Below are 24,770 nucleotides of genomic sequence, written 5' to 3'. Positions count from 1 at the left end.
CCGAAACCGGCCCGCCACCCTTGCCGTTATTGGGCGCCCCGGGGCGCCCGCGGCACTACTCGCCGTCCGCCGCAGCCGCGGCCGTCTCCTTGACGGCGGCCGTCGCCTTCTTCGCGGCGGCCGTGGTCTTCTTCGCGGTCGTCTTCTTCGCCGCCGTCGTGGTCTTGGCGGCCGTCTTCTTGGCCGCGGCCTTCTTCGCCGGGGCCTTCTTGGCGGTCGCCTTCTTCGCGGCCGCCTTCTTGGCCGTCTTCTTGGCCGGAGCCTTGGCGCGCTTCTCCGCCAGCAGCTCGTAACCGCGCTCCGGCGTGATCGTCTCGACGTCGTCGTCACGGCGCAGTGTGGCGTTGGTCTCGCCATCGGTCACATACGGACCGAAGCGGCCGTCCTTGACCACGACCGGACGCTCGCTGACCGGGTCGGTGCCCAGTTCCTTGAGCGGCGGCTTGGCGGCGGCCCGGCCGCGCTGCTTGGGCTGGGCGTAGATCGCGAGCGCCTCGTCCAGCGTGATGCTGAACAGCTGGTCCTCGGTCTCCAGCGAGCGGGAGTCCGTGCCCTTCTTCAGGTACGGACCGTAGCGGCCGTTCTGCGCGGTGATCTCCACGCCTTCGACGTCCTTGCCGACCACGCGCGGCAGCGACATCAGCTTGAGGGCGTCGTCGAGGGTCACGGTGTCGAGGGACATCGACTTGAAGAGCGAAGCCGTACGCGGCTTGACCGCGTTCTTGCCGGTCTTCGGCGTGCCCTCGGGGAGGATCTCGGTGACGTACGGGCCGTAGCGGCCGTCCTTGGCCACGATCTGGTGGCCGGACTCCGGGTCCTTGCCCAGCTCGAAGTCGCCGCTCGGCTTGGCGAGCAGCTCCTCCGCATATTCGACGGTCAGCTCGTCGGGCGCCAGGTCGCTGGGGACGTCGGCCCGCTGGTGGCCCTCGGCGTCCTTCTCACCGCGCTCGACGTACGGGCCGTAGCGGCCGACGCGGAGCACGATGCCGCTGCCGACGGGGAAGGAGGACACCTCGCGGGCGTCGATCGCGCCCAGGTCGGTGACGAGCTCCTTCAGGCCGCCCAGGTGGTCGCCGTCGCCGTTGCCCGCCTCGGCGGCGCCGCCCTCGGGGCCCTCGCCGAAGTAGAAGCGGCGCAGCCACGGCACGGCCTGGGCCTCACCGCGGGCGATGCGGTCGAGGTCCTCCTCCATGGAGGCGGTGAAGTCGTAGTCGACAAGCCGGCCGAAGTGCTTCTCCAGCAGGTTGACGACGGCGAAGCTCAGGAAGGACGGCACCAGTGCCGTGCCCTTCTTGAAGACGTAGCCGCGGTCGAGGATCGTGCCGATGATCGACGCGTACGTCGACGGGCGGCCGATCTCCCGCTCTTCCAGCTCCTTGACCAGGGAGGCCTCGGTGTAGCGGGCCGGGGGCTTGGTGGCGTGGCCGTCGGCGGCGATCTCCTCGGCCGCCAGCGCGTCACCCTCGGAGACCTGCGGCAGCCGGCGCTCGCGGTCGTCGAGCTCGGCGTTCGGGTCGTCCGCGCCCTCGACGTAGGCCTTCATGAAGCCGTGGAAGGTGATCGTCTTGCCGGACGCGCTGAACTCGGCGTCCCGGCCGTCGGACGCCCGTCCGCCGATCTTCACCGTGACGGAGTTGCCCGTCGCGTCCTTCATCTGGGAGGCGACGGTCCGCTTCCAGATCAGCTCGTACAGCCGGAACTGGTCACCGGTCAGACCGGTCTCCGCGGGGGTGCGGAAACGATCACCCGAAGGACGGATGGCCTCGTGCGCCTCCTGGGCGTTCTTGACCTTGCCCGCGTACGTCCGCGGCTTCTCCGGCAGGTACTCCGCGCCGTAGAGCTGGGTGACCTGGGCCCGGGCGGCACCCACCGCCGTGTCGGACAGGGTCGTGGAGTCCGTACGCATATAGGTGATGAAGCCGTTCTCGTACAGCTTCTGGGCCACCTGCATGGTCGCCTTCGCACCGAAGCCCAGCTTGCGCGAGGCCTCCTGCTGCAGGGTCGTCGTGCGGAAGGGGGCGTACGGCGAGCGGCGGTACGGCTTGGACTCCACCGAGCGCACCGAGAACGACGACTCGGCGAGGGCGGCGGCCAGCGCGCGGGCATTGGCCTCGTCCAGGTGGAGGACCTGCGAGGTGTCCTTGAGCCGCCCGGTCGAGCCGAAGTCGCGGCCCTGGGCGACCCGGCGGCCGTCGACCGTGGTCAGGCGGGCGGTGAGGGTGCCCGGGTCGCTCGCGTCGCCGCCGCGGCCGGTGGCGAAGACACCGGTGAGGTCCCAGTACTCGGCGGAACGGAAGGCGATGCGCTCGCGCTCCCGCTCGACGACGAGACGGGTGGCCACGGATTGCACCCGGCCGGCGGACAGCCGGGGCATGACCTTCTTCCACAGGACGGGCGAGACCTCGTAGCCATAGAGGCGGTCGAGGATGCGGCGCGTCTCCTGGGCGTCGACGAGCTTCTTGTTGAGCTCGCGCGGGTTGGCGACGGCGGCCTGGATCGCGTCCTTGGTGATCTCGTGGAAGACCATCCGGCGGACCGGGACCTTCGGCTTGAGGACCTCCTGGAGGTGCCAGGCAATGGCCTCGCCCTCGCGGTCCTCATCAGTGGCGAGGAAGAGCTCGTCGGACTCGGCCAGCAGCTCCTTGAGCTTCTTGACCTGGTCCTTCTTGTCGTGGTTGACGACGTAGATGGGCTGGAAGTCCGCCTCGACGTTCACGCCGAGCCGGGCCCAGGGCTCACCCTTGTACTTGGCCGGGACCTCGGCGGCCCCGTTCGGCAGGTCACGGATGTGCCCGACGCTCGCCTCGACGACGTATCCGGGGCCGAGGTAGCCCTTGATCGTCTTCGCCTTGGCAGGCGACTCGACGATGACGAGTCGGCGGCCGCCCTGTGCGGTCTCGCTGGTCGGGGACAACTTCGCTCTTCTTCCGGTCGACACTCGGTGTGGGCGTTGCGGTGACGCTGCGGAGTGTGACGGTACATCCCGCCCCCGTGTCAAACGGAAAAAGCCCGCAACGCCACTCGAACGGTAACCCGACAAGCGTCCTGTCTGCCGCCCGGACCGTCACACACTGCCCCGGAGGCCCCTCGGATCCATGGGCCGACCGGTGCGGAAAAGGCCACACGAAGGTGACGCGAACCCGACCCATCCTTTTCCGTCGCTCGCGAGTCCTCCCTTCCCGCCCCGACCGGCCGCCGCGGGCTCCGGCCCTAGGGCGCGTCTGCAGGCAGCGGGACGAGGAACCCCTGCTCGACCAGCATCCGGATCGACTCCGGCGTACGGTCGCGGAGCACCACCGGATCCTCCCCGATCAACTGCGCGATCGCATCGAGGATCCGGCCCGCGCTGAGCGTGCCGTCACACACACCTGCGAAACCGGCACCCACCGTGTCCACCTTGGTGGCCCGGCGCATGCCCCGGTTCTGCCGGAGCACCACGTGCTCGGGGTCCTCGGCACCGGGCAGCCCGACCTGCTCCTGCACGACCTCCTCGGCCAGCCGGAAGCGCGTGGCCAGCAGCGCCGCGTCGTCATGCGTGCGCAGGAAGTCCTGCCGCTCGAAATGTGCCCGGATCGCCTCGGCGAGCGGCTGCTCCACCGGGTGCGGCCACTCCTCGACGATCACCGAGGGCGCATCGGAACCCGTTTTGCGCAACGTGATCCAGCCAAATCCGATGCCCTTCGTCTTCCGCGCGGCGAACTCCTCCAGCCAGGCGTCGTAGCGGGCGGCGTACTGCTCCGGGCCCGCCCGGTGGTCGCCGCCGTCGCGCAGCCACAGCTCCGCGTACTGCGCGACGTCCTGCACCTCGCGCTGGACGATCCAGGCGTCGCAGCCGCGCGGCACCCAGGACGACAGCCGCTCGCGCCAGTCCTCGCCCTCAATGTGCTGCCAATTGGCCAGCAGCTGGCAGTAGCCGCCGTCATTGAGCCGGTCGGCCGCCTGCTGCACGAGCGTGCGGCACAGATCGTCGCCGCCCATGCCGCCGTCGCGGTAGGTGAGCCGGGCCCCGGGCGAGATGACGAAAGGCGGATTGGAAACGATCAGGTCGTACGTCTCCCCGGCGACCGGCTCGAAGAGCGAGCCCTCGCGCAGGTCGGCCTCCGGCGCGCCGGAGAGCGCAAGCGTGAGCCGTGCGAAGTGCAGCGCGCGCGGGTTGAGGTCGGTGGCGGTGACCTTGGTGGCGTGCTGGGCCGCGTGCAGCGCCTGGATGCCGGATCCGGTGCCCAGGTCGAGGGCGCTCGCGACGGGCGTACGGACGGTGATCCCCGCGAGTGTCGTGGACGCGCCGCCCACCCCCAGCACCAGCTGGGAACGGTCCACGCCGCCCGGCCCGGCCTCGCCCCCGGCGATGCCGCCCGCGCCGCCGACCGCGCACCCGAGGTCGGAGATGATCCACCAGTCCTGCCCCTCGGGGCCGCCGTACGGGCGTACGTCCACGCTCGCCCGGAGCAGCTCCGGGTCCGCCTCGTCACGCACCAGCCAGCCGTCGGCGAGGCACTCCTCCACGGGAAGCGCGGCGGCCGCCTGCCCGTATGCGACCGGCCGCTGCAGCAGGAAGAGCCGGACGAGGGTCTCCAGGGGGCCGGACCCGCGCGTGGCGCGCAGGGCCGGGACGGTCTCGCTGCGGGCGAGTGCGGCGTAGGCCGGGGCGCCGAGCAGGTCGAGCAGGCCGTCGGCGGTGAAGGCGGCGGCAAGCAGGGCGTCGCGCAGGCGGGCGGTGCGCTCGCGATGGGCGGTGGGGAGGTGCGTACTCACGCCACCATTGTCGGGGGCACCACTGACAAATGGCGAAAGCCCGGCGCCGCGCCCGCTCGGGCGCGGCGCCGGGCACGACCAACCTCGGCTCACCGACAGCTACTTCTCCGTCGGACTACTTCTCCGTCGGACTACTTCTTCGTCGGCGTGGAGCTCGTCGACGTCCGCTGGCAGCCGGGCTGCTTGGCCATCGCCTTGCCGACGTCACCGGACTGCAGCTTCTTGAGGGCGTCATCGCTCTTGCTGCTGAGCTTGCCGATGTCCCCGGCGATGCTCTTGAGCCCCTCGGCGAACTTGGCCTTGTCGGAGGTGTTGAGCTCGTCGACCCGCTTCTTCAGCCCCGCGTACGCCCCGGAGAGGTCGTTGAGCGCCTTGACGGCGTTGCGCTGGCTGGAATCGCCGTCCTTGACCGGCGGCGCGCCCGCCTTGTCGACGGAGGTGGCGAGCGCCTTGTAGGCGTCGGCGTTGGCCTGGAAGGCAGCCGAGTCGGTCTGCTGGATCTTCTTCGAGTCCTCCTCGTTCTGGACCGTGGCGATCGAGGAGTTGGCGTCCTGGATCTTCTTGACCTGAGGCTGCATCTGGTCGCAGACGTTCTTGGCCCAGTCGTCGAGCTTCTTGTTGCCGCCACCGCCACCGCCGCAGCCGGACAGCGCCAGGACAAGTGCCGCCCCGCCGGACAGTGCGGCCACAAGCTTCTTGTTCACCGGATTGGTCCCTTCAATGGCTCTCGGCCCCGGAACTTACACGGCCGGGCGGCAGGGACCGGGAGCCGAGCACACCGTACGTCCCCTTTTGAACCATTTGCACCAAGCTTGGCGTGGCATTCGCCGCACCGGTGCCGGACTTCGAGGGCGCACGGTGTGCTCAGTTGTGGCGCGTGTGGCGCCGCCGCGTCAGGACACCACCGCGGGGTCCACCGGTTGCGCTGCACGCTCGGCGTTGCCGTCGTCACCGTCCACGGCGATGCCACGCCGCTTGGAGACGTACACCGCCCCGATGATGACGAGGATCGCCGGCACCGCGACCCCTATGCGCAGCCCCCTGCTGGCGTCGACGCCGTAGGAGAACTTCACCACCGCGGGCGCAATCAACAGGGCCACCAGGTTCATCACCTTCAACAGCGGGTTGATGGCGGGACCGGCGGTGTCCTTGAACGGGTCGCCGATGGTGTCCCCGATGACCGTCGCCGCGTGCGCCTCGCTCCCCTTGCCGCCGTGGTGTCCGTCCTCCACCAGCTTCTTGGCGTTGTCCCAGGCGCCGCCGGAGTTGGCCAGGAAGACCGCCATCAGCGTGCCCGTGCCGATGGCCCCGGCCAGGTACGAGCCGAGGGCGCCCACCCCGAGCGAGAAGCCGACGGCGATGGGCGCCATGACGGCGAGCAGGCCGGGCGTGGCGAGTTCGCGCAGCGCGTCCTTGGTGCAGATGTCCACCACGCGCCCGTACTCGGGCTTCTCGCTGTAATCCATGATTCCGGGGTGCTCGCGGAACTGCCGCCGCACCTCGTAGACCACCGCGCCCGCCGAGCGCGACACCGCGCTGATCGCGAGGCCGGAGAAGAGGAAGACGACGGCGGCCCCCAGGACGAGCCCCACAAGGTTGTTGGGCTGCGAGATGTCCAGGCTCAGGCCCAGCTCCCCGGACTTGGCGTGCACGTCCTCGACCGCCGTGGCGATCGCGTCCCGGTACGAGCCGAACAGCGCGGACGCCGCCAGCACCGCCGTGGCGATGGCGATGCCCTTGGTGATCGCCTTGGTGGTGTTGCCCACCGCGTCGAGATCCGTGAGCACCTGCGCCCCGGCGCCCTCGACGTCACCGGACATCTCGGCGATGCCCTGCGCGTTGTCGGAGACCGGCCCGAAGGTGTCCATGGCGACGATCACGCCCACGGTCGTCAGCAGACCGGTGCCGGCGAGGGCGACGGCGAACAGCGCCAGCATGATCGATGTACCGCCCAGCAGGAACGCCCCGTACACGCCCAGCGCGATCAGCACCGCCGAATAGACCGCCGATTCCAGGCCGATCGAGATGCCGGAGAGCACGACCGTGGCGGGGCCGGTGAGCGACGCCTTCCCGATGTCCCGCACGGGACGCCTGCCGGTTTCCGTGAAATAGCCGGTGAGCTGCTGGATGAGCGCCGCGAGGACGATTCCGATGGCGACCGCGACAAGGGCGAGCACCCGCGGATTTCCATTGTGTGAGGCGATGACGTCGTCACCGAGCCCCTTCAAATCGGCGTAGCTCGACGGCAGATACGCGAACACGGCCACCGCCACCAGGGCGAGCGAAATGACGGCCGAGATGAAGAATCCCCGGTTGATCGCCGTCATTCCACTGCGGTCGGCTCTGCGCGGCGCCACCGCGAAAATGCCGATCATCGCGGTGACCACACCGATGGCGGGGACGAGCAGCGGAAACGCCAGACCCGAATCGCCGAAGGCGGCCTTGCCGAGAATCAACGCGGCGACGAGCGTCACGGCATACGACTCGAAGAGGTCGGCCGCCATGCCCGCGCAGTCGCCGACGTTGTCGCCCACGTTGTCCGCGATGGTGGCGGCATTGCGCGGGTCGTCCTCGGGAATGCCCTGCTCGACCTTTCCGACGAGGTCGGCGCCGACATCCGCGGCCTTGGTGAAAATGCCGCCGCCGACCCTCATGAACATCGCCAGGAGCGCCGCGCCGAAGCCGAAGCCCTCGAGCACCTTGGGCGCGTCGGCCGCGTACACCAGCACCACACAGGAGGCGCCCAGCAGCCCCAGGCCGACGGTGAACATCCCGACGACCCCACCCGTACGGAACGCGATCTTCATCGCCTTGTGCGCGACCGTCGTGAGGTCCTTTTCGGGCTCACCCTCCGCAGGCGTGGCCTCTCGCGCCGCTGCGGCGACCCGCACATTGCTGCGCACCGCGAGCCACATGCCGATATAACCGGTGGCTGCGGAGAACAACGCGCCGATCAAGAAGAAGGCCGAACGCCCAGCACGCTGCGACCAGTTGTCGGCGGGCAGCAGCATGAGCAGAAAGAACACGATCACCGCGAAGATGCCGAGGGTGCGCAACTGCCGGGCGAGATAGGCGTTCGCCCCTTCCTGCACCGCGGCAGCGATCTTTTTCATGCTGTCGGTTCCCTCGCTTGCGGCGAGAACCTGACGCACCAGCACCACGGCGACCCCGAGTGCGGCGAGCGCCACGGCTGCGATCACCATGACGAGGGTGCGATTACCACTGGTCAGTTCGACTGCGAGATTTCGAGTGAAGTCCACCTGTTCAGGGTTGAGGGGCCCCGCCATTCGTCCTCCTTGACGTTTGGCACATGGGCGCGCAGCCGACCCGCGGCACAGGGACAACCGCCGGAACAGCCGCCACGCTCAGGCGTCCTGAGCTCAAGATGGACGGATTGTAGGGAGCATGACGACGGCACAACAGGGCGCGGGAACCGGAATGAGCCTGCCCAAGTAGACAGGCAAAGCCGGAATGACGGAAACGCGGCCGGGCGCACGCCCGGCGCGCTCACAGATAGCCCAAGGGACCTACGGCAAATCCCGTAGCCCACTCTCCGGCACAAGCGCGGCTTGTCTACGCCGGTGTCACCCGTGTCGCCCGAGTCCGACGCGGGGGGGGCGACGGCGGGTGCGGGCGTCCCGTGACGCCTCTATGGCCCTGTGCCGGTGTCTGCGAGCCCTATGCCACTCTGCGGCCCTCTGCCGCGTTTACGGCCCTCTGGGCGTGTCTGCAGGGCCTACGCAGTCTCTGCGGCAGGTGTCGTCGGCCAGCTCATGCGGATCAGGCCCCCGGTCTCGTCGGCCGTCACCTCGACGTCGTCGACCAGGCCGCTGATCACGGCGAGGCCCATGTCGTCCTCGCCGTCCGCGGCCTCCTCGTGGGCCGCTGCGGAGCCGGACGGAGTCGCGGCGGGCGCGCCGGAGGCGGCCGCGGCGGAGCCCACGACCGCCTGGTGAGGCGCGTCGTCACCGACCTCGATGGAGAACTTCTTCTCGTCCTCCGTGAGCACCACCCGGACCGGCTTGGCAATCCCCTGGCTGACGTGCAGCCCCACCGCACGGGAGCACGCCTCGCCCACTGCGAGCCGGACCTCGTCCAGCACGGCCTCGTCGACCCCGGCCCGACGCGCCACCGCGGCCGCCACGAGCCTGGCCGTACGGACATGCTCGGGAAGGGCACTGAAGAGAAGTTCAACGGTGGCCATGCCATCCCCCTCGGCGTTACGTGCCCTTGCCTCCCTCTGCTGAGACAGGGCGAACTCGCAGAGGGGCCGGACCCTTGAAAAGCCCGTGCCCCCCGGCGCGGCTATGTCGTCAGGCACCCGGACAGCCGGCCGCGGCCCGGTGACGGCCCGGGGCTGCCAAAGGCCGGGCGGCCCGCCGGTCCGGCGACCGGGCGTACGACCGTCAGTCGGTCGCCTGCACCGCGTCCTCGACCGAGGTGTGAATCGGGAACACCTTGGTCAGGCCGGTGATACGGAAAATCTTGAGAATGCGCTCCTGGTTGCAGACCAGTCGCAGCGAGCCCTCGTGGGCACGCACGCGCTTCAGCCCGCCGACCAGGACGCCGAGCCCGGTGGAGTCGAGGAAGTCGACGCCCTCCATGTCGACGACGAGGTGATAGTTACCGTCGTTGACGAGCTCGACCAGCTGCTCGCGCAGCTTGGGCGCGGTGTACACATCAATCTCGCCACCGACCTTCACGACCGTGCGGTCGCCAACGGTCTCGGTCGACAGGGACAGGTCCACGGATCCTCCAGCACCTTGCATCGAGCGGTCGCCCCCCATGGATCGGCAGCCGCGATGGCATTCAATCACTTACCGGCAGGCGTGCACGACGCCTTGGCGCCATTGTCCGTCAGCCCAGTGACACACTCGATGTCGATGGCCAACGATCAACTCCCGCCGGAGGCGGGCGTACACCCCTCTCCCCGTACGGTCCTCGACCAGATCACCACCGGGGCAGGCCGGGCTGCACGCATCACTCATACGGAGCACTTGCCCCCTCGTCCCGGACGTCATGCCCCCTGGCCCGAGAAGATCCGGCCGGAAGTGATCGACGCCATCCGGGCCGCCGGAATCGAGCGTCCCTGGGCCCACCAGGCGCTCACCGCCGAGCACGCGCTGCGCGGCGAGTCGGCCGTGGTGGCCACCGGCACGGCCTCCGGCAAATCACTGGCCTACCTCGCCCCGGTGCTGAGCACCCTCCTGGACGGCTCCGAGGCCCCCAACGGCCGGGGCACCACCGCGCTGTACCTCGCCCCCACCAAGGCGCTCGCCGCCGACCAGCGCCGCGCCGTACGCCGGCTGGCCGGCCCCCTCGGCAAGGGCGTCCGGCCCGCCGTCTACGACGGGGACACCCCCGTCGAGGAACGGGAGTGGGTGCGCCAGTACGCGAACTACGTCCTCACCAACCCCGACATGCTCCACCGCTCGATCCTGCCCGCCCACCCCCGATGGGCCTCCTTTCTGCGCGCCCTGCGCTATGTCGTCGTCGACGAGTGCCACACCTACCGCGGCGTCTTCGGCTCCCACGTCGCCCAGGTGCTGCGGCGGCTGCGGCGCATCTGCGCCCGCTACGGCTCCGACCCCGTCTTCCTCCTCGCCTCCGCCACCGCCTCCGAACCCGCCACGGCCGCGGCCCGGCTCACCGGCGTGCCCGTCACCGGGATCACCGAGGACGCCTCACCGCGCGGCGAGCTCGTCTTCGCCCTGTGGGAGCCCCCGCTCACCGAACTCCACGGCGAGCGCGGCGCCCCCGTCCGCCGTACCGCCACCGCCGAGACCGCCGAGCTCCTCACCGACCTCGCCGTCCAGGGCGTACGCACCGTCGCCTTCGTCCGCTCCCGGCGCGGCGCCGAACTGGTGGCTCTGATCGCCCAGGAACGCCTGGCCGCCATCGACCGTTCCCTGCCCTCCCGTGTCGCCGCCTACCGCGGCGGCTACCTCCCCGAAGAGCGCCGCGCCCTGGAGCGCGCCCTGCACACCGGCGAGCTGCTGGGCCTGTCCGCCACCTCCGCCCTGGAGCTGGGCGTCGACGTCGCCGGCCTCGACGCCGTCCTCCTCTCGGGCTACCCCGGCACCCGCGCCTCCCTGTGGCAGCAGGCCGGCCGCGCGGGCCGTACGGGCCGGGGCGCACTCGCCGTCCTCATCGCCCGGGACGACCCGCTGGACACCTACCTGGTCCACCACCCCGAGGCCCTCTTCCAGCGGCCCGTGGAATCCACCGTCCTCGACCCGGACAACCCCTACGTCCTCGCCCCCCATCTGTGCGCCGCAGCCGAGGAGCTGCCGCTCACCGAAGCCGACCTCTCGCTCTTCGGCCCCGAGGCCCACGGCGTGATCACCCAGCTCGAGGCGCGCAAGCTGCTCCGCCGCCGGGCCGCCGCCTGGCACTGGACCCGCCGTGAGCGCGCCGCCGACCTCACCGACATCCGCGGCGAGGGCGGCCGCCCCGTGCAGGTCGTGGAGGCCGCCACCGGACGGCTGCTGGGCACCGTGGACGCCTCCGCCGCCCACACCACCGTCCACGAGGGCGCGGTCCACCTGCACCAGGGCCGCACCTACCTCGTGAACCACCTCGACCTGGAGGAGTCCGTGGCCCTGGTCGAGCCCGCCGACCCGCCGTACTCGACAACGGCCCGCGACACCACCGCCATCTCCATCCTGGAAGTCACCACCGAGATCCCGTGGGGGGCCGCACGGCTGTGCTTCGGGTCCGTCGAAGTCACCAACCAGGTCGTCTCCTTCCTGCGCCGCAAACTCATCACCGGCGAGGTGCTCGGCGAGTCCAAACTGGACCTGCCGCCCCGCACACTGCGCACCCGCGCCGTGTGGTGGACCGTCACCGAGGACCAGCTCGACGACGCCCGTATCGCCCCCGAGGCCCTCGGCGGGGCCCTGCACGCCGCGGAACACGCCTCCATCGGCATGCTTCCCCTCTTCGCCACCTGTGACCGCTGGGACATCGGCGGCGTCTCGGTACCGCTGCACCCCGACACGCTGCTGCCCACGGTCTTCGTCTACGACGGCCACCCCGGAGGGGCGGGCTTCGCCGAACGCGCCTTCCACACCGCCGGCCGCTGGCTGACGGCGACCCGCGAGGCGATCGCCGCCTGCGAGTGCGAGAGCGGCTGCCCCTCGTGCATCCAGTCCCCCAAGTGCGGCAACGGCAACGACCCCCTCGACAAGCGAGCCGCCATGCGCCTCCTGACCCGCCTCCTCGCGGGCGCCCCCGCCGCCGAGCCGGACGAGGAGACGGCCGGATAGCGCCCTGAGGACGCCATGGACGGGCGGGCGCGCCGACATCGGCCTTGGGGCGGCGGCACGAGAGGCCGGGCGCCTACGGGCCCACGGCCGCCTGCGCCGGTCCCGCCCGCGACCGCACCCGTACCGCATACGGGCCCTCCCGCGCCTCCGCCGCCACCTCCGCAATCTCTCCCGTCACCCCGCAGCGCACCACCCGGGCCCCCTGGGCGGCCGCGACCTTGCGGGCGAGGTCGCAGGCCTGCAGCTCGCCGGAGAGGGCATGATCGGCCGCTGCCAGTGCCGCCAGGTCGGCCGCCCCGCCCGCGCGGTGGCGGGCCACCACGGCCTGCCCCATGGCCAGCACCGCCGCGAACACCGCGCAGAAGGCCATGGCGGCCACCGCAGCCCACACGGACGCCATCCCGCGATCACCCCACCGTTTCCTCCGCAAGGGCCACCGCCTCTCCCGTCAGCCGTACCGCAAGCGGCCCTGGCCCGGCTGCCGCTGCCTCGACCCGCACCCGCACCAGATCCCCCTCCCGGGAGACCCCGATGCGGGCCCCTTGCGGGGCAGCCTGTCTCGCCGCGGCGACCGCAGCCGACGGCGGATCCTGGCGTGCCGCCGCACGTGCCCCGGCCCGAGCCGCGTCCACACACTGGATCTGCGCGGACGCGGCCATCAGGCACCAGATCAGGGCCGCGGCGAACAGCGCCAGCGTCGGCAGCACCACAGCCGCCTCGGCCGTCACATAGCCCGCGTCCGTACACCGCGGCACCGACGCCACAGACTGCGCGTGCGGCCGCCGCGGCTGCCCCGTCACGAAGCCCGCGTCAGAACGTCGCATGGAGCGCTTTCACGATCAGCGACTGCAACGCGGCACTGACCGGCCCGCTCGTGACGACCTTGTAGAGCACCGCCGCGAGCCCTACTGCGGCAAGGGTCCCCACCGCATACTCGGCCGTGGTCATTCCGGCATCGCCGGCCGCCTTCCGCCGGGCCACCGCCCAGCGTTTCGACCACCACGACACGACTCCTGTTGCCATGACCGCTCCCCCGTTCCGCTTCTATTCCAGACGTTCACGTTTCCGGACATTCATTCGCCTTCGCCTGCCGTCAGCGCGACTTCAGCAGGTGGCTCGCCAGCCCGATGAGCACCGGCATCAGACCGACCGTCAGAAAGGCGGGCAGGAAGCACAGACCCAGTGGCGCCGTCGCCAGCACGCCCGCGCGCCGGGCACGTATGCCCGCCTCCCAGCCCTGGGCTCTGCGCAGCCGCACCGCCAGGCGTGACATCGGTTCCACGGCCGGAACACCGGTGGCCTGGGCCCGTTCCAGGCACCTCGCCAACCCGTCGGCACCGCGCAGACCGCCCAAGCGCCCCCAGGCCATGGCGGGCTCCGCACCTAGCCGTACTTCAGCCGCCGCCTGGGCCAGTCGTTCGCCCACGGGTCCGCCGAGCGCGCTGCCAACCGCCTCTGCCGCCTCACGCGGCCCGGCCCCAGCGGCCAGACAGGCAGCCAGCAAGTCGGCCGCGAGGGGGAGTTGGCGCCCCACCGCCTCCGGCGACACCTCGCCCGCGGTGCGCTCGGCCTTCCGCTTCCACCGCCACACGCCGCAGACGGCGACCAGGCACAACACGCACCCGGTCACGCCTGCGACGAGTCCGACGATCCCCGCCCCAGCGATCACTACAAGCACGACCGGCGTCCTGCCCCTACTGGACAGGGCGCGCCGCAGCCTTCCCCCCGACCCGGCCGACTCTGCCGGCCTCATCGCCCGGACAGGCCGTTTCGGCCTGAACAGCAACGCCGCCCGCCGCCGCGTCGTTTTCTTTCTGCGGACCGCCCTTCCCGTCACCGCTGTGCATCCGGCCGCCGTCACAGCCAGGAACGCCGCCCACAGGCTGTGGATAACATTCGCACTCACTCGCCCTTCCCTTCTCCCGGGCCGTCGCCGACGGCAGCCCGCACGATCCGCCGCGTCCATGCGAGACCCGCGGATTCGAGCAGCCCGCCGAGCACCAGGCAGCCCAGCCCGGCAGGGGTGTGCAGCAAGACCTGCAAGGGGGCGGCTCCCAGCGCGGCGCCCATCAGCAATGCGAGGACGGGCAGGACCGCGAGCATCACGGCGGTGGATCTGGTGGTGGTCAACTGGGCGTCCAGCTCGTCCCGCTGGTCCCGCTCGGCGCCGAGGGCGGCGGCCACCCGCTCGAGCCCCGCAGCCAGTCCGGCGCCGCCGTCGACCGCGACCCGCCAGCACGCCGCCACCCCGTTGAGCCCCTCGGCGCCCGGCTGCCGGCCTGCCTTTCGCAAGGCGTCGGGCACGTCACCGCCGAATCTGGCGGCGGCCGAGACCTCCGGCCACCCGGGCCCCATCCCCGCATCCTTGATGCCCGCCACGGCCTCGCCGGGCTGCCGACCTGCCCGCAGATCTCCGGCGACGGTGCCGCACAGCTCGATAACGGCCGCCTCCCGCTGCTCCCGCTCGCGCTTCCGTCGCCGCGCGGCCAGCCACCGTCGTACGAGCGGCACGGCCACCGCGCCCGCGATCAGCGGCAGCACCGACCGGCCCAGGAGCGCCACCGCCAGGCCCAGCGGAAGGCAGATCCACTCCCGTCTCTCCCGGCCCAGCCGCCGCAGCCGCTCGATCAACTCCCCCATGCCCGGCGGAATCCCGGGGCCTCCGGAGCCGATCACCCCTCCCCCGGCGAGCAGCAGCCTGGCCCTTCGCACCTCTCGTCCGGGACGCATCTGCAGTCCGGCAACCGCCGCCGCGGCACAGAGCATTGCCGTGCCCCAGAGCACAGCCTGCGCAACGGGCACCGAGGGGCTCATGGAACACCCCCGCCACTGCGCTCGCACAGCGCCGCCAGCCGGCCCCAGCCCGCCTCCTGCTCGAACCCTTCCGCGCCCCATACTGCTGCCGGAACGGTCGTCACAAACCCGGCTCGGTCGCGGTCCAGTACGTGAACTTCGGCGACCCGCCGCCTGCCACTGTGATCCCGCACGAGGTGGATCACCAACGACAGCGCGGCAGCCAACTGACTGTGCAGCGCGGCCCGGTCGAGCCCGGCCGTCGAGCCCAGCGCCTCCAGCCGGGCAGGCACATCGGACGCGGCATTGGCATGAACCGTGCCGCAACCACCTTCGTGCCCGGTATTGAGGGCGGCCAGAAGGTCGGTGACCTCCGGGCCCCGCACCTCCCCGACGACCAGCCTGTCCGGGCGCATGCGCAGCGCTTGCCGCACCAGATCCCTCAAGGTGACAAGGCCTGTCCCCTCCTGATTCGCCGGCCGCGTCTCCAGTCGGACCACGTGCGGGTGGTCCGGGCGCAGTTCGGCCGAGTCCTCGGCGAGGACGATCCGCTCGTCCGGCGCAACCAGCCCCAGCAAGGTCGACAAGAGCGTGGTCTTGCCGCTGCCCGTACCGCCACTGACCAGGAAGGACAGCCGGGCGTCCAGCACAGCTCGCAGGAGCTGCTCGCCGCCGGGCGGAATCGTCCCGGCGGCCGCCAATTCCTCCAGGGCGAAGGCGCGAGGCCGCACCACCCGGAGGGAGAGGCAGGTCGAGCCGACGGCCACGGGCGGCAGCACGGCGTGCAGGCGAGTGCCGTCCGGCAGCCGTGCGTCCACCCAGGGCCGGGCGTCGTCCAGTCTGCGCCCGGCGATGGCGGCCAGGCGCTGTGCGAGCCCGCGGACCGCGGCCGCATCGGGGAAGACCACGTCGGTCCGCTCCAGGCCCGCTCCCCGGTCCACCCACACCCGGTCGGGCGCGGTCACCAGAACGTCGGTGACATCGGGCTGGGCGAGCAACGGTTCAAGAGGGCCCGCGCCGATCAGCTCGGACCGCAACCGGGCTGCCACACCGAGCACTTCGGCGTCTCCCAGCAGCCGTCCTTCCCGGCGGAGGGCTTCCGCGACGCGTGCGGGGGTCGGCTCGGCTCCGCTCTCCGCCAGCCGCAGCCTCACCGCATCCAACAGTGCGGTGCTCATGCCGACACACCTCCACCCTCGGCCAGGGCGTCGGCCCAGAACCCGGCACTGAAGCGGGCGAGCGGTCCGCGCTCGCCGCCGCCCGGGGGCCGCCCGGCGGCAAGCGCCTCCGACAGGCCCGGCTCCGGCGGCAGTTCACCCGCCAGAGGCAGCCCGAGGAGCCGGGCGATCTCCTGCCCGTCGAGCCCGGTGGCGAACGGGCCGCGCGCCACCACCCGCAGATCGCCGAGCAACATCCGCACCACGGAGGCGATCCGGTGTGCCGCCGCAACCGCCCGCAGCTCCGAGGGCACCACCAGCAGCCCCAGGTCAAGCTGTTCGAGCACTTCGACGGCCGGCTCGTCGACCCTGCGGGGCAGGTCCACGACGACCACTCCGCCGCGCCTGCGCGCCGCGCCCAGCACGGCACGCATCGCATCCGGCGGCACGGCCGTGCAGTCGCCCCGGTCCCAGCTGAGAACGCGCAGCGCGTGGAGTTCGGGGAGCGCCTCTTCCAGCGCCCGGCCGGCCAGCCGTCCGCGGGAGTCCGCGAAGGCGGGCCACCGGAGCCCCTCGGCGCTTTCGCCGCCCAGCATCACATCGATCCCGCCGCCCAGCGGATCGCCGTCGATCAGCATCGTGCGCCGTCCCGCGCGGGCCGCGCCGAGAGCCAGTGCACAGGCGAGCGTGCTCGCACCGGCGCCGCCGCTGCCGCCGATCACGCCCACCGTGAGAGCGGGCTCGCCCGCCCCTTCCACCGCATCGGCGATCCGGTCGACAAGCCAGCCCTCGCCGTCGGGCAGCAGCGCCACATTGCGGGCGCCAAGCCCCAGGGCCCGGCGCCAGATGCCGGGGTCGTCGGGGTCTTTGCCGACGACCACCACGCCTTCTCTCCGGGCCGTGCGGCTCATCCGGCTCGCGCAGTCGTCGCCCACCAGCACCAACGGTGCGGCGTCCCAGCTCTCCTTGCGTGCGGGCAGCCCATGGGCGACCTCGGGCATGGCCCCAGCGGCCGCGCACAGCCGCAGAAGATCGTCGAGCAGCCCTTCATCCTCCGTGACGATCAGCGGACCGCGCTGTCTTCCCTCCCCGGAAGCGTGCCAATCGGATGCCTTGGATCCGGTCACGGTGCCCTCCCCTCTCACTACGCGCTCTCGCATCCGCGAACATCGCGGAACTCGCGGGGAATCACCGTGCAACGAACTGGGAAATCGTGTGGATCTTGGTGGAAAACTGTGGACAACTCAACGGATGTGAATATCCCCATCACCTATACCGGTGACTTCCGGAGAGCAGCACACCGATTACCGTGCGTAACAGGTAAGAAGGGGTGTGCGATTGCGCCCGCCCGGGCGCACGAGGGAGGAGAAGCCCCGATGTCGATGCCCAAAACGCATCCGGACATGCGACGACCCCCGCCGGGGGGGAGAGCGGGGGTCGTCCCCACGGCCGACTCGGGGGGGGAGGAGTCGGACCGGGTTAGACACGGTCGCGAACGATCCGTGACTTCCATGGTGTACCCGAGAGCCTTCTCAGGCAAACCCACACGCCTCAGCTTACGCCGAATGGAGGGCCCCTATGCTCGGCGGAGTGGAAAACCACTCCTTGCCTCGGACAGCCGCGTTCTTTGATCTGGACAAGACGGTCATTGCGAAGTCGAGCACGCTCACCTTCGGCAAGTCCTTCTACCAAGGCGGCTTGATCAACAGGCGTGCGGTGCTGCGTACCGCGTACGCGCAGTTCGTCTTCCTGGCCGGCGGCGCCGATCACGACCAGATGGAGCGGATGCGCCGATATCTCTCGGATCTGTGCCGCGGCTGGAATGTCCAGCAAGTCCGGGAGATCGTCGCCGAGACCCTCCATGAGCTCATCGACCCGATCATTTACGACGAAGCAGCCTCACTGATCGAGGAACACCACGCGGCAGGGCGGGACGTGGTGATCGTCAGCACCTCGGGCGCGGAGGTCGTCGAGCCGATCGGCGCGCTCCTTGGCGCGGACAGGGTCGTCGCCACGCGCATGGTCGTGGAGAAGGGCGCGTTCACCGGCGAGGTCGAGTACTACGCCTACGGGCCGACCAAGGCCGAAGCCATCCGGGAGCTCGCGGCCTCGGAGGGCTACGACCTGACGCGCTGCTACGCCTACAGCGACTCCATCACGGACATCCCGATGCTGGAGTCGGTCGGCCATCCGCGCGCCGTCAATCCCGACCGTGCACTGCGCAGGGAGGCCGCCGCCCGCGATTGGCCGGTCCTCTCGTTCAGCCGCCCGGTACGCCTCAAGCAGCGCGTGCGGTCACTGCCCATGCCCTCACGCCCGGCACTGGTCGCGGCCGCGGCGGTCGGAGCGGCAGCCGCCACCGCGGGGCTGGTCTGGATCGCCAGCCGACGCCGCAACCCCTCGACCGTATTGTCCGCTTTCAGCGTTAAAGACAAAGAAGTGAAGCTTGGACTTCCGGTTGTCGGCGGACAGGAGTAGAAATGAGTTGACGGCCCGCGAGACCAGGGACATCCGGGAGGACGCCCCTCACGCACCAAGGCCCCACGGACCGCGCATGAACGTCGGGCACCCACGCGACGCCGACCCGTCGATTACGGGCCAGCCGCACCAGGTGGCGGGCAATGTCCCCGACCTGATGGGCAACATCGTGCACGCACTGGTAACCCGGCGAACGTGCCAGCGGCGGTACCAAGGCAAGACCGGTACCGCCGCAACCCTGTACGGCGGCACCCTCGGCCCGACAGGGGCGAGCGGTCAGGCCGCGCCGCGCTGCAGCGCCTCGCAGACCGCCGTGCTCTCGCGCACCCCGAGCTCAACGGCGCGAGCGCAGTGCGCGATCCAGCGCGCCACACCCTCGGGAGTCCCGGACACATAGCCGTCCAGCGCCGTCAGATAGGCGTCCGCGCCCAACTCCGCGTGGCCCACCTCGGCAGGGCAGACCGACTTGGGGTCCAGGCCGCTGCCGATCAGCACGATCCGCTCCGCCGCCCGCGCCACGAGACCGTTGTACGAGCCGAAGGGCCGCAGCGCGAGCAGTTCCCCGTGCACCACAGCCGCCGTCACCAGCGCCGGCGCCTCGCTTCCAGCGATCAGCAGCCCCGCCAGACCCTCCAGCCGCCCCGAGACCTCATTCGCATCCGGCAGCGCCAGCCCGACCAACGGCTCCGCCACCGGCTCGCCGGGCAGCCGCGGCCGCCCCACCGTCTCGTCCGGCCGGTCGCCGCCGGCGGCCACCAGATGCAGCCGGGCCAGCACCCGAAGCGGCGACTGGCGCCATACGCTCAGCAGTTGCCCCGCCTCGGCGGTCAGCCGCAGCGCCGCCCCCACCGTGCGCGGCTCCCCCTCGCTGCCGAAGTCGGTGCGGCGGCGCACCTCTTCCAACTCCCAATCGGCACCGGACAGCGCAGCCGAGCCGCGCGCGCCGCGCAGCGCCGCCTCGGAGGTGATCTCGTTGCTGCGGCGGCGCATCACCCGGTGGCCGTACACCCGGTCCACCGCCTTGCGTACGGAGTCCACGGAGTCGGCTACGCCCGGCAGGGAACCCAGGGCGGCGAGCGGATCGGCTGTCGTACTCATGGGTAAGACAGTACGCACTTCGGGCTTACACCCCTCGAAAGAGTGGTCCTCTTCACTCACGACTCTCACTTTGCGCACCCTCACACCTACTCTTGGTGAACATGAAGATCGCTTTCGTAGGGAAGGGCGGCAGCGGCAAGACCACGCTGTCCTCTCTTTTCATCCGCCACCTCGCCGCCTGCCGCGCCCCGCTCATCGCCGTGGACGCGGACATCAACCAGCACCTGGGCGCAGCGCTCGGGCTCGACGAGGCGGAGACCGCCGCACTGCCCGCCATGGGCGCCCAGCTGCCCTTGATCAAGGACTATCTGCGCGGCACCAACCCGCGCATCTCCTCCGCCGAGACGATGATCAAGACGACGCCACCGGGCGAAGGCTCACGGCTGCTGCGGGTCCGCGAGGACAATCCGGTCTACGAAGCGTGCGCCCGTACCGTCCGGCTGGACGACGACACCGAGGTGCGGCTGATGGCCACCGGGCCGTTCACCGAGTCCGACCTCGGCGTCGCCTGCTACCACTCCAAGGTCGGTGCGGTGGAGCTGTGCCTGAACCACCTCGTCGACGGCCCCGGCGAGTACGTGGTCGTCGACATGACCGCGGGCAGCGACTCCTTCGCTTCCGGGATGTTCACCCGCTTCGACATGACCTTCCTCGTTGCCGAGCCCACCCGGAAGGGCGTCTCCGTCTACCGCCAGTACAAGGAGTACGCGCGGGACTTCGGCATCGCCCTGAAGGTGGTGGGCAACAAAGTGCAAGGCGCCGACGACCTCGACTTCCTGCGCGCCGAGATCGGCGAGGACCTGCTCACCACGGTGGGCCACTCCGACTGGGTGCGTGCCATGGAGAAGGGCCGCCCGCCCCGCTTCGAGCTCCTGGAGGAGACCAACCGGGAAGCGCTGCGCACCCTGCACAGGAGCGCCGACAGCTCCTACGACCGGCGCGACTGGCGTCGCTACACCCGGCAGATGGTGCACTTCCACCTCAAGAACGCGGAGAGCTGGGGCAACGCGAAGGCCGACGCCGACCTGGCGGCCCAGGTCGACCCCTCCTTCGTCTTGGACGAGCGCCTGCTGGCTACCCCGCAACCGGCCTGATCCGCACTCGCTTCAGCGCCTTGCGCTTGGCTCCGCCCTTCGCCGTGTCCTTCTTGTGGGCGTCGTCCTTGCCGGCCGCCCGCCTGGCGGTGGCCCGCTCCACAGGGTGGGGTCCGGTGAAGCGGGCCCAGCCCTGCTTCGGGGCCTCACCGACGTCGAGCTTGCGCAGTTTGGCCAGGACTTTGGGGTCCTGTGCGTCCAGCCAGTCCGCAAGCTGCTTGAAGGACACACAGCGCACGCCTTCTTTGCCGCACACCTTTTTGATGACGCTCTCGACGGCGCGCATATAGGTGCCGCCGTTCCAGGACTCGAAGTGATCGCCGACGAACAGCGGGGCGCGGTTGCCGTGGTAGGCGCGCTTGAACCCGGCCAGCAGGCCGTCACGCATCTGCTCGCCCCATGCGTCGCGCTGGTCGGGATCGCCCCTGGTCGTCCCGGACTGGTTGGCCAGGAAGTTGTAGTCCATGGACAGCGTCTCGAAATCCCGTCCGGGCACGGGGATGTCTTGGAGGGGGAAGTCCCAGATGCCGCGGATCTTGCGGGGCCACATCTGCCTCCCGCCCACGGAACTCGCGTCGTAGCGGAAGCCCATGGCCTTGGCTGCTGGGATGAGGTTGTGCTGCCCCTCCAGGCACGGGGCTCGCCCGCCCACCAGTTCCTTGCCGTAGTCGAAGGGCAGCGGCGGCTCGCTCTTCAGGCCCGTGTTGGTCTTCCAGCGCCTGACGAAGGCCTCGGCCTGCCGGATCTCGCTCGTCCACTCCGCCTCCGACCAGGTGCCGACCCCGCGGTCGGGGCCGCAGAAGTGGCCGTTGAAGTGGGTGCCGATCTCGTTGCCGTCCAGCCAGGCGCCGCGCAGTTGCACCAGGGTGTCCCTGACGCCCTTGACGTTGTTGAAGCCGATGTCGGATGCGCCGGGCGAATGCCTGGGTGGTTCGTAGAGCTTCCTTTTCCCCATGGGGAGCATGTAGACGCCGCTGAGGAAGTACGTCATGGTCGCGTGGTATTTCTTGCCGACCGCGCGGAAGTGCGAGAACAGCTTCTGGCCGTCCTCACCTGCCCCGTCCCACGAAAAGACGACGAACTGCGGTGGTTTTTCGCCGGGCGCCATGCGCCGCGGCCGGGGCTGTTTGGGCTGAGGACCGGTCTCGGCCGTGGATCCGTCACCGATGAGACGGGCCGGGCGATCGACCATATTGGGATCACCCGCGCCCGGTTGTCCGGAATCGGTGCCGTCTCCTCCGGAACAGCCGACCGCACCCGCGACCAACGCCAAGACCGTAAGGCCGCCCAGCGTGGCCTTCCATGCAGCAGCCATCAGCCACCTCGTTCTTCGACTCGATCAGCCGACCGGCCGGGCCGTCGACGGATCCGGCGATCAAGCGTTCGGCGACGCCAACGTCGCACGAACGAAATCGAAAAATAAGTACGACGAGCCGATAAAAGTACACATTCACCCGATGGAGGGAAGGTGGGGCACATCGCCCGACCGACCCTTCCTCTCGCCTTTACTCTCCATTACGATTCATTTACTCAGAGTTGAGAAAGCCCCCGCCATCGCAGCGGCCTTCCCCGCTGCCCGCCGTGACCACGGCCGCGCCTCACGCGACCGCGCCGCCCCGACGAAGACGGGAACGTCCATGCACTCTCAGCCGCCTCAGACGACCCTTCCGCCCCAGGCACCGCGAGGGCACAACGGCGATTCCCAGAAGCCGGGCCATGCCTCCCGCTCCACATGGCGCCGCGATCTGTCCGCCTCCCTCGTCATCTTTCTGATCGCCGTCCCCCTCTCCCTGGGCATCGCTCTCGCCACCGGCGCACCGCTCCAGTCGGGGCTGGTCGCGGCCGCGGTCGGAGGCATCGTGGCGGGGGTGCTGGGGGGTGCGCCGCTCCAGGTCAGCGGGGCTGCCATCGGCCTGGTGATGGTGTCCGCGGAGCTGGTGCAGCGGTATGGCTGGCGAGCCACTTGTGCGATCACCGCGCTCGCCGGGCTGGCTCAACTCGCTCTCGGCGCAGCACGTGTGGCCCGTGCCGCTCTGGCCATCAGTCCCGCCCTGGTGCACGGACTGCTCGCGGGAATCGGCATCACCATCGCGCTCGGCCAGTTGCACGTCGTCCTCGGCGAAAGCCCGGACCGCTCCACGCTGGAGAATCTGGCGGCGCTTCCCTCAGAGCTCGCTCATCCGTATCCGCCGGCGCTGCTCATCGGCGCGATCACCATGGCAGTGCTGGCCGCTTGGCCGCGCCTGCCGGGCCGGGCCGGACGGTGGGCCCGCAGGCTCCCGGCGCCGCTGGCCGCGCTGGGTGTCGCCATCGGCGCGGGTCTCACCCTGGAAGTGCCGCGTGTTTCCCTTCCCCAGTGGGAGATGGAGGCCTTGCCTGCGCTGCCGGACGGGCCGGTGCTCGGGATTTTCGCGGCCGTTCTGACGGTCACCCTCGTCGCAAGCATGGAATCGCTGCTCTCCGCCGTGGCCATGGAGCGACTGAAGGCCGAACGGCCGGATGCCCGGGAAGGAGAAGCGCACCGGGCAGGAGCGGCAGCGGAGGCTGGGCGGCCGGGCAACGAGCCGGCCGAAGACGAGGACGGGCGGAGAGCCGTCCCTGTGCTCTCCGGCCTGCTGGGCGGGCTGCCGCTAGCCAGAGGCGCCCCACGGGGCCCGGCCGACGCCGCCACGGAGGCGGCCGCCTCGCGCAACAAGTCGGCGGTGCTGCACGGTGCATGGGTCCTGGTCTGCGCGGGCCTGCTCACGGCGGTCCTCGAGCTGATCCCCCTGGCCGCCCTCGCCGCTCTGATCATGTTCGTGGGCGTGAGGATGGCGGGCTTCGCCCATATCAAGCATGTGCGGCGGCACCGGGAGTTCCCGATGTACGCGGCCACGCTCGCCTCTGTGGTGCTGCTCGGTGTACTACAAGGGGTCGCCGTGAGTGTTGCCATCGCCGCGCTTCTGTCACTGCGGCGGATCACCCACACCAGCATTACGGTCACGCCCGAGGAGAGCGGCCATCGGGTGCGGATCAACGGCCAGTTGACGTTCTTCGCCGTGCCCAGACTCAGCCGGGCCCTCGCCCAACTGCCGGACAGAGCGAGCGTGGTGATCGAGGTGGGCGGCTCCTTCATGGACCACGCCGCCTACGACACCTTGCAGACCTGGTCCAACGCCCATCGCACGGCCGGGGGTCACGTCGTGCTCCAAGGCCGCTACGGCCGCCCGCTCGCCGAGCCCGCCGCCGCCGCCCACAGCTGCCGCCCCTGGACCCCCTGGCGCAACCACCACTGCACCCGTCCGCCCGTCACCGTCGACTCCTCCGCCGAGGCAGGCGGGGAGCGCCAACTCCTCGGCGGTGTCAGCGCCTTCCAGCGCAACACCGCACCGCTCGTCCGCGACGAACTCGCCCGGCTCGCCCGCGAAGGCCAGCGCCCCAGCCAGCTCTTCCTGACCTGCGCCGACTCCCGCCTGGTGACCAGCATGATCACCTCCAGTGGCCCGGGTGACCTGTTCACCGTGCGCAATGTGGGCAATCTGATGCCGCCGCCCGGCTCCGACGGAAGCTGCGACTCGGTCGGCGCCGCCGTGGAGTACGCCGTCGAAGTGCTCAAGGTGGGCAGCATCACCGTATGCGGGCACTCCGGCTGCGGAGCCATGCAGGCCCTGCTCAGCAGCGCAGAATCCCCCCGTCCCGCCGGGCCCACGGGCCGTACGGACCCCTCCGGCGCCCAGACCCCTCTCTCGCGCTGGCTTCGGCACGGGCGCCCGAGCCTGGCCCGTATGCAGTACATCGGGCGGCTCGGCCGGGGCGAGGTGGCGCTCGCCGAGCGGCCCGTGGCCGACGACGTCGAGCGGCTGGCGCTCGTCAATGTGGTGCAGCAGCTCGATCACCTGATGGCGCACCCGTGCGTCGCCCGGCGCGCGGCCGAAGGGTCACTGCACCTGCAGGGGATGTACTTCCATGTCGCCGAGGCCCAGGCCTACGTCCTGGACCAGCGGTCCCGCACCTTCACCGCGGTCCGTCCGGAGGTGCTCGACGCCGTCTGACCCCATGAGCCCCTCCCCTGCCCCCGCACCCCGTCTGACCTCGACTGATCAGATGTGCCACACGACCGGACAGGTCTAAACCATTATTTGTCCACA

The 24,770-nt window shown here is 70.7% G+C and carries 19 protein-coding genes; 4 read left to right on the top strand and 15 right to left on the bottom strand.

Going from position 1 to position 24,770, the window contains the following annotated elements; translation table 11 throughout:
• Positions 1 to 55: 55 nt before the first annotated feature.
• The 6 genes from topA to bldG all read right to left on the bottom strand — a co-directional run bounded on the left by topA (position 56) and on the right by bldG (position 9,503).
• Positions 56 to 2,914 (bottom strand): type I DNA topoisomerase, encoded by a 2,859-nt coding sequence (topA, locus tag FHS39_RS16590; RefSeq protein WP_184350100.1) that lies wholly within the window; start codon positions 2,912 to 2,914, stop codon positions 56 to 58.
• A gap of 296 nt (positions 2,915 to 3,210) precedes the next feature.
• Entirely contained in the window at positions 3,211 to 4,755 is a 1,545-nt protein-coding gene (locus FHS39_RS16585; RefSeq protein ID WP_184350099.1) for a DUF7059 domain-containing protein, read from the bottom strand.
• A gap of 131 nt (positions 4,756 to 4,886) precedes the next feature.
• Positions 4,887 to 5,459, bottom strand: a complete 573-nt coding sequence (locus tag FHS39_RS16580) for a small secreted protein (protein WP_343069611.1) — start codon at positions 5,457 to 5,459, stop codon at positions 4,887 to 4,889.
• Between the two features lie 189 nt (positions 5,460 to 5,648).
• Entirely contained in the window at positions 5,649 to 8,042 is a 2,394-nt protein-coding gene (locus FHS39_RS16575) for a sodium-translocating pyrophosphatase (protein WP_184350098.1), read from the bottom strand.
• Positions 8,043 to 8,491: 449 nt separating this feature from the next.
• Entirely contained in the window at positions 8,492 to 8,959 is a 468-nt protein-coding gene (locus tag FHS39_RS16570) for an ATP-binding protein (RefSeq protein WP_184350097.1), read from the bottom strand.
• A gap of 202 nt (positions 8,960 to 9,161) precedes the next feature.
• Entirely contained in the window at positions 9,162 to 9,503 is a 342-nt protein-coding gene (gene bldG, locus FHS39_RS16565) for an anti-sigma factor antagonist BldG (RefSeq protein ID WP_184350096.1), read from the bottom strand.
• 54 nt (positions 9,504 to 9,557) lie between these two features.
• On the opposite strand from bldG, the gene FHS39_RS16560 reads away from it, so the two are divergent.
• The gene (locus tag FHS39_RS16560) at positions 9,558 to 12,023 is read left to right on the top strand and encodes a DEAD/DEAH box helicase (protein ID WP_184350095.1); all 2,466 of its coding nucleotides are present in this window, start codon (positions 9,558 to 9,560) and stop codon (positions 12,021 to 12,023) included.
• Positions 12,024 to 12,096: 73 nt separating this feature from the next.
• Here the strand turns inward: FHS39_RS16560 and FHS39_RS16555 are convergent, their stop codons facing one another.
• The 7 genes from FHS39_RS16555 to ssd form a co-directional block, all read right to left on the bottom strand.
• The gene (locus tag FHS39_RS16555; protein ID WP_184350094.1) at positions 12,097 to 12,423 is read right to left on the bottom strand and encodes an Rv3654c family TadE-like protein; all 327 of its coding nucleotides are present in this window, start codon (positions 12,421 to 12,423) and stop codon (positions 12,097 to 12,099) included.
• A gap of 7 nt (positions 12,424 to 12,430) precedes the next feature.
• On the bottom strand, positions 12,431 to 12,847 hold the full coding sequence (locus tag FHS39_RS16550; RefSeq protein ID WP_184350093.1) for a TadE family type IV pilus minor pilin: 417 nt from the start codon (positions 12,845 to 12,847) through the stop codon (positions 12,431 to 12,433).
• Complete coding sequence (locus FHS39_RS16545; RefSeq protein WP_184350092.1) at positions 12,834 to 13,046, bottom strand: DUF4244 domain-containing protein; 213 nt, start codon at positions 13,044 to 13,046, stop codon at positions 12,834 to 12,836. Before FHS39_RS16545 ends, FHS39_RS16550 begins: the two co-directional genes overlap by 14 nt.
• Before the next feature lie 70 nt (positions 13,047 to 13,116).
• Entirely contained in the window at positions 13,117 to 13,701 is a 585-nt protein-coding gene (locus tag FHS39_RS16540; RefSeq protein ID WP_343069610.1) for a type II secretion system F family protein, read from the bottom strand.
• 224 nt (positions 13,702 to 13,925) lie between these two features.
• On the bottom strand, positions 13,926 to 14,837 hold the full coding sequence (locus tag FHS39_RS16535) for a type II secretion system F family protein (protein ID WP_184350090.1): 912 nt from the start codon (positions 14,835 to 14,837) through the stop codon (positions 13,926 to 13,928).
• The gene (locus FHS39_RS16530; protein WP_184350089.1) at positions 14,834 to 15,994 is read right to left on the bottom strand and encodes a TadA family conjugal transfer-associated ATPase; all 1,161 of its coding nucleotides are present in this window, start codon (positions 15,992 to 15,994) and stop codon (positions 14,834 to 14,836) included. The genes FHS39_RS16535 and FHS39_RS16530 overlap by 4 nt, the downstream gene beginning before the upstream one ends.
• Positions 15,991 to 17,100, bottom strand: a complete 1,110-nt coding sequence (gene ssd / locus FHS39_RS16525) for a septum site-determining protein Ssd (protein ID WP_343069609.1) — start codon at positions 17,098 to 17,100, stop codon at positions 15,991 to 15,993. Before ssd ends, FHS39_RS16530 begins: the two co-directional genes overlap by 4 nt.
• A 451-nt stretch (positions 17,101 to 17,551) precedes the next feature.
• On the opposite strand from ssd, the gene FHS39_RS16520 reads away from it, so the two are divergent.
• Complete coding sequence (locus tag FHS39_RS16520; RefSeq protein ID WP_184350087.1) at positions 17,552 to 18,451, top strand: HAD family hydrolase; 900 nt, start codon at positions 17,552 to 17,554, stop codon at positions 18,449 to 18,451.
• A 276-nt stretch (positions 18,452 to 18,727) separates the two neighbouring features.
• Here the strand turns inward: FHS39_RS16520 and FHS39_RS16515 are convergent, their stop codons facing one another.
• On the bottom strand, positions 18,728 to 19,549 hold the full coding sequence (locus FHS39_RS16515; protein WP_184350086.1) for a Fic family protein: 822 nt from the start codon (positions 19,547 to 19,549) through the stop codon (positions 18,728 to 18,730).
• 101 nt (positions 19,550 to 19,650) lie between these two features.
• Here FHS39_RS16515 and FHS39_RS16510 point away from each other — a divergent pair, with 101 nt between their 5' ends.
• Positions 19,651 to 20,643: an ATP-binding protein gene (locus tag FHS39_RS16510; RefSeq protein WP_184350085.1), complete on the top strand. Its 993-nt coding sequence runs from the start codon at positions 19,651 to 19,653 to the stop codon at positions 20,641 to 20,643.
• Here FHS39_RS16510 and FHS39_RS16505 read toward each other — a convergent pair.
• Positions 20,624 to 21,958 carry a polysaccharide deacetylase family protein gene (locus FHS39_RS16505; protein ID WP_184350084.1) on the bottom strand — a complete coding sequence of 445 codons (1,335 nt, stop codon included), beginning with the start codon at positions 21,956 to 21,958 and terminating at the stop codon, positions 20,624 to 20,626. The two genes, FHS39_RS16510 and FHS39_RS16505, sit on opposite strands and share 20 nt — an antisense overlap.
• Positions 21,959 to 22,280: 322 nt before the next feature.
• Between FHS39_RS16505 and FHS39_RS16500 the strand changes: the two genes are divergently transcribed.
• Entirely contained in the window at positions 22,281 to 24,674 is a 2,394-nt protein-coding gene (locus FHS39_RS16500) for a SulP family inorganic anion transporter (protein WP_184350083.1), read from the top strand.
• Positions 24,675 to 24,770 lie beyond the last annotated feature (96 nt).

Origin of the sequence: Streptomyces olivoverticillatus, assembly GCF_014203555.1 — a bacterium.
GTDB classification, from domain to species: domain Bacteria; phylum Actinomycetota; class Actinomycetes; order Streptomycetales; family Streptomycetaceae; genus Streptomyces; species Streptomyces olivoverticillatus.
Note: the sequence above shows the minus strand (reverse complement) of the source record. Positions and strands in the feature narration are given on the sequence as shown.

What these genes read in the sequence shown, in the direction of transcription:
- FHS39_RS16570 (WP_184350097.1), bottom strand. Translation starts at nt 8,959, where the DNA reads ATGGCCACCGTTGAACTTCTCTTCAGTGCCCTTCCCGAGCATGTCCGT.
- FHS39_RS16575 (WP_184350098.1), bottom strand. Translation starts at nt 8,042, where the DNA reads ATGGCGGGGCCCCTCAACCCTGAACAGGTGGACTTCACTCGAAATCTC.
- FHS39_RS16520 (WP_184350087.1), top strand. Translation starts at nt 17,552, where the DNA reads ATGCTCGGCGGAGTGGAAAACCACTCCTTGCCTCGGACAGCCGCGTTC.
- FHS39_RS16510 (WP_184350085.1), top strand. Translation starts at nt 19,651, where the DNA reads ATGAAGATCGCTTTCGTAGGGAAGGGCGGCAGCGGCAAGACCACGCTG.
- FHS39_RS16500 (WP_184350083.1), top strand. Translation starts at nt 22,281, where the DNA reads ATGCACTCTCAGCCGCCTCAGACGACCCTTCCGCCCCAGGCACCGCGA.
- FHS39_RS16545 (WP_184350092.1), bottom strand. Translation starts at nt 13,046, where the DNA reads ATGGCAACAGGAGTCGTGTCGTGGTGGTCGAAACGCTGGGCGGTGGCC.
- FHS39_RS16505 (WP_184350084.1), bottom strand. Translation starts at nt 21,958, where the DNA reads ATGGCTGCTGCATGGAAGGCCACGCTGGGCGGCCTTACGGTCTTGGCG.
- FHS39_RS16530 (WP_184350089.1), bottom strand. Translation starts at nt 15,994, where the DNA reads ATGAGCACCGCACTGTTGGATGCGGTGAGGCTGCGGCTGGCGGAGAGC.
- FHS39_RS16550 (WP_184350093.1), bottom strand. Translation starts at nt 12,847, where the DNA reads ATGCGACGTTCTGACGCGGGCTTCGTGACGGGGCAGCCGCGGCGGCCG.
- FHS39_RS16535 (WP_184350090.1), bottom strand. Translation starts at nt 14,837, where the DNA reads ATGAGCCCCTCGGTGCCCGTTGCGCAGGCTGTGCTCTGGGGCACGGCA.
- FHS39_RS16560 (WP_184350095.1), top strand. Translation starts at nt 9,558, where the DNA reads ATGGCATTCAATCACTTACCGGCAGGCGTGCACGACGCCTTGGCGCCA.
- FHS39_RS16515 (WP_184350086.1), bottom strand. Translation starts at nt 19,549, where the DNA reads ATGAGTACGACAGCCGATCCGCTCGCCGCCCTGGGTTCCCTGCCGGGC.
- FHS39_RS16555 (WP_184350094.1), bottom strand. Translation starts at nt 12,423, where the DNA reads ATGGCGTCCGTGTGGGCTGCGGTGGCCGCCATGGCCTTCTGCGCGGTG.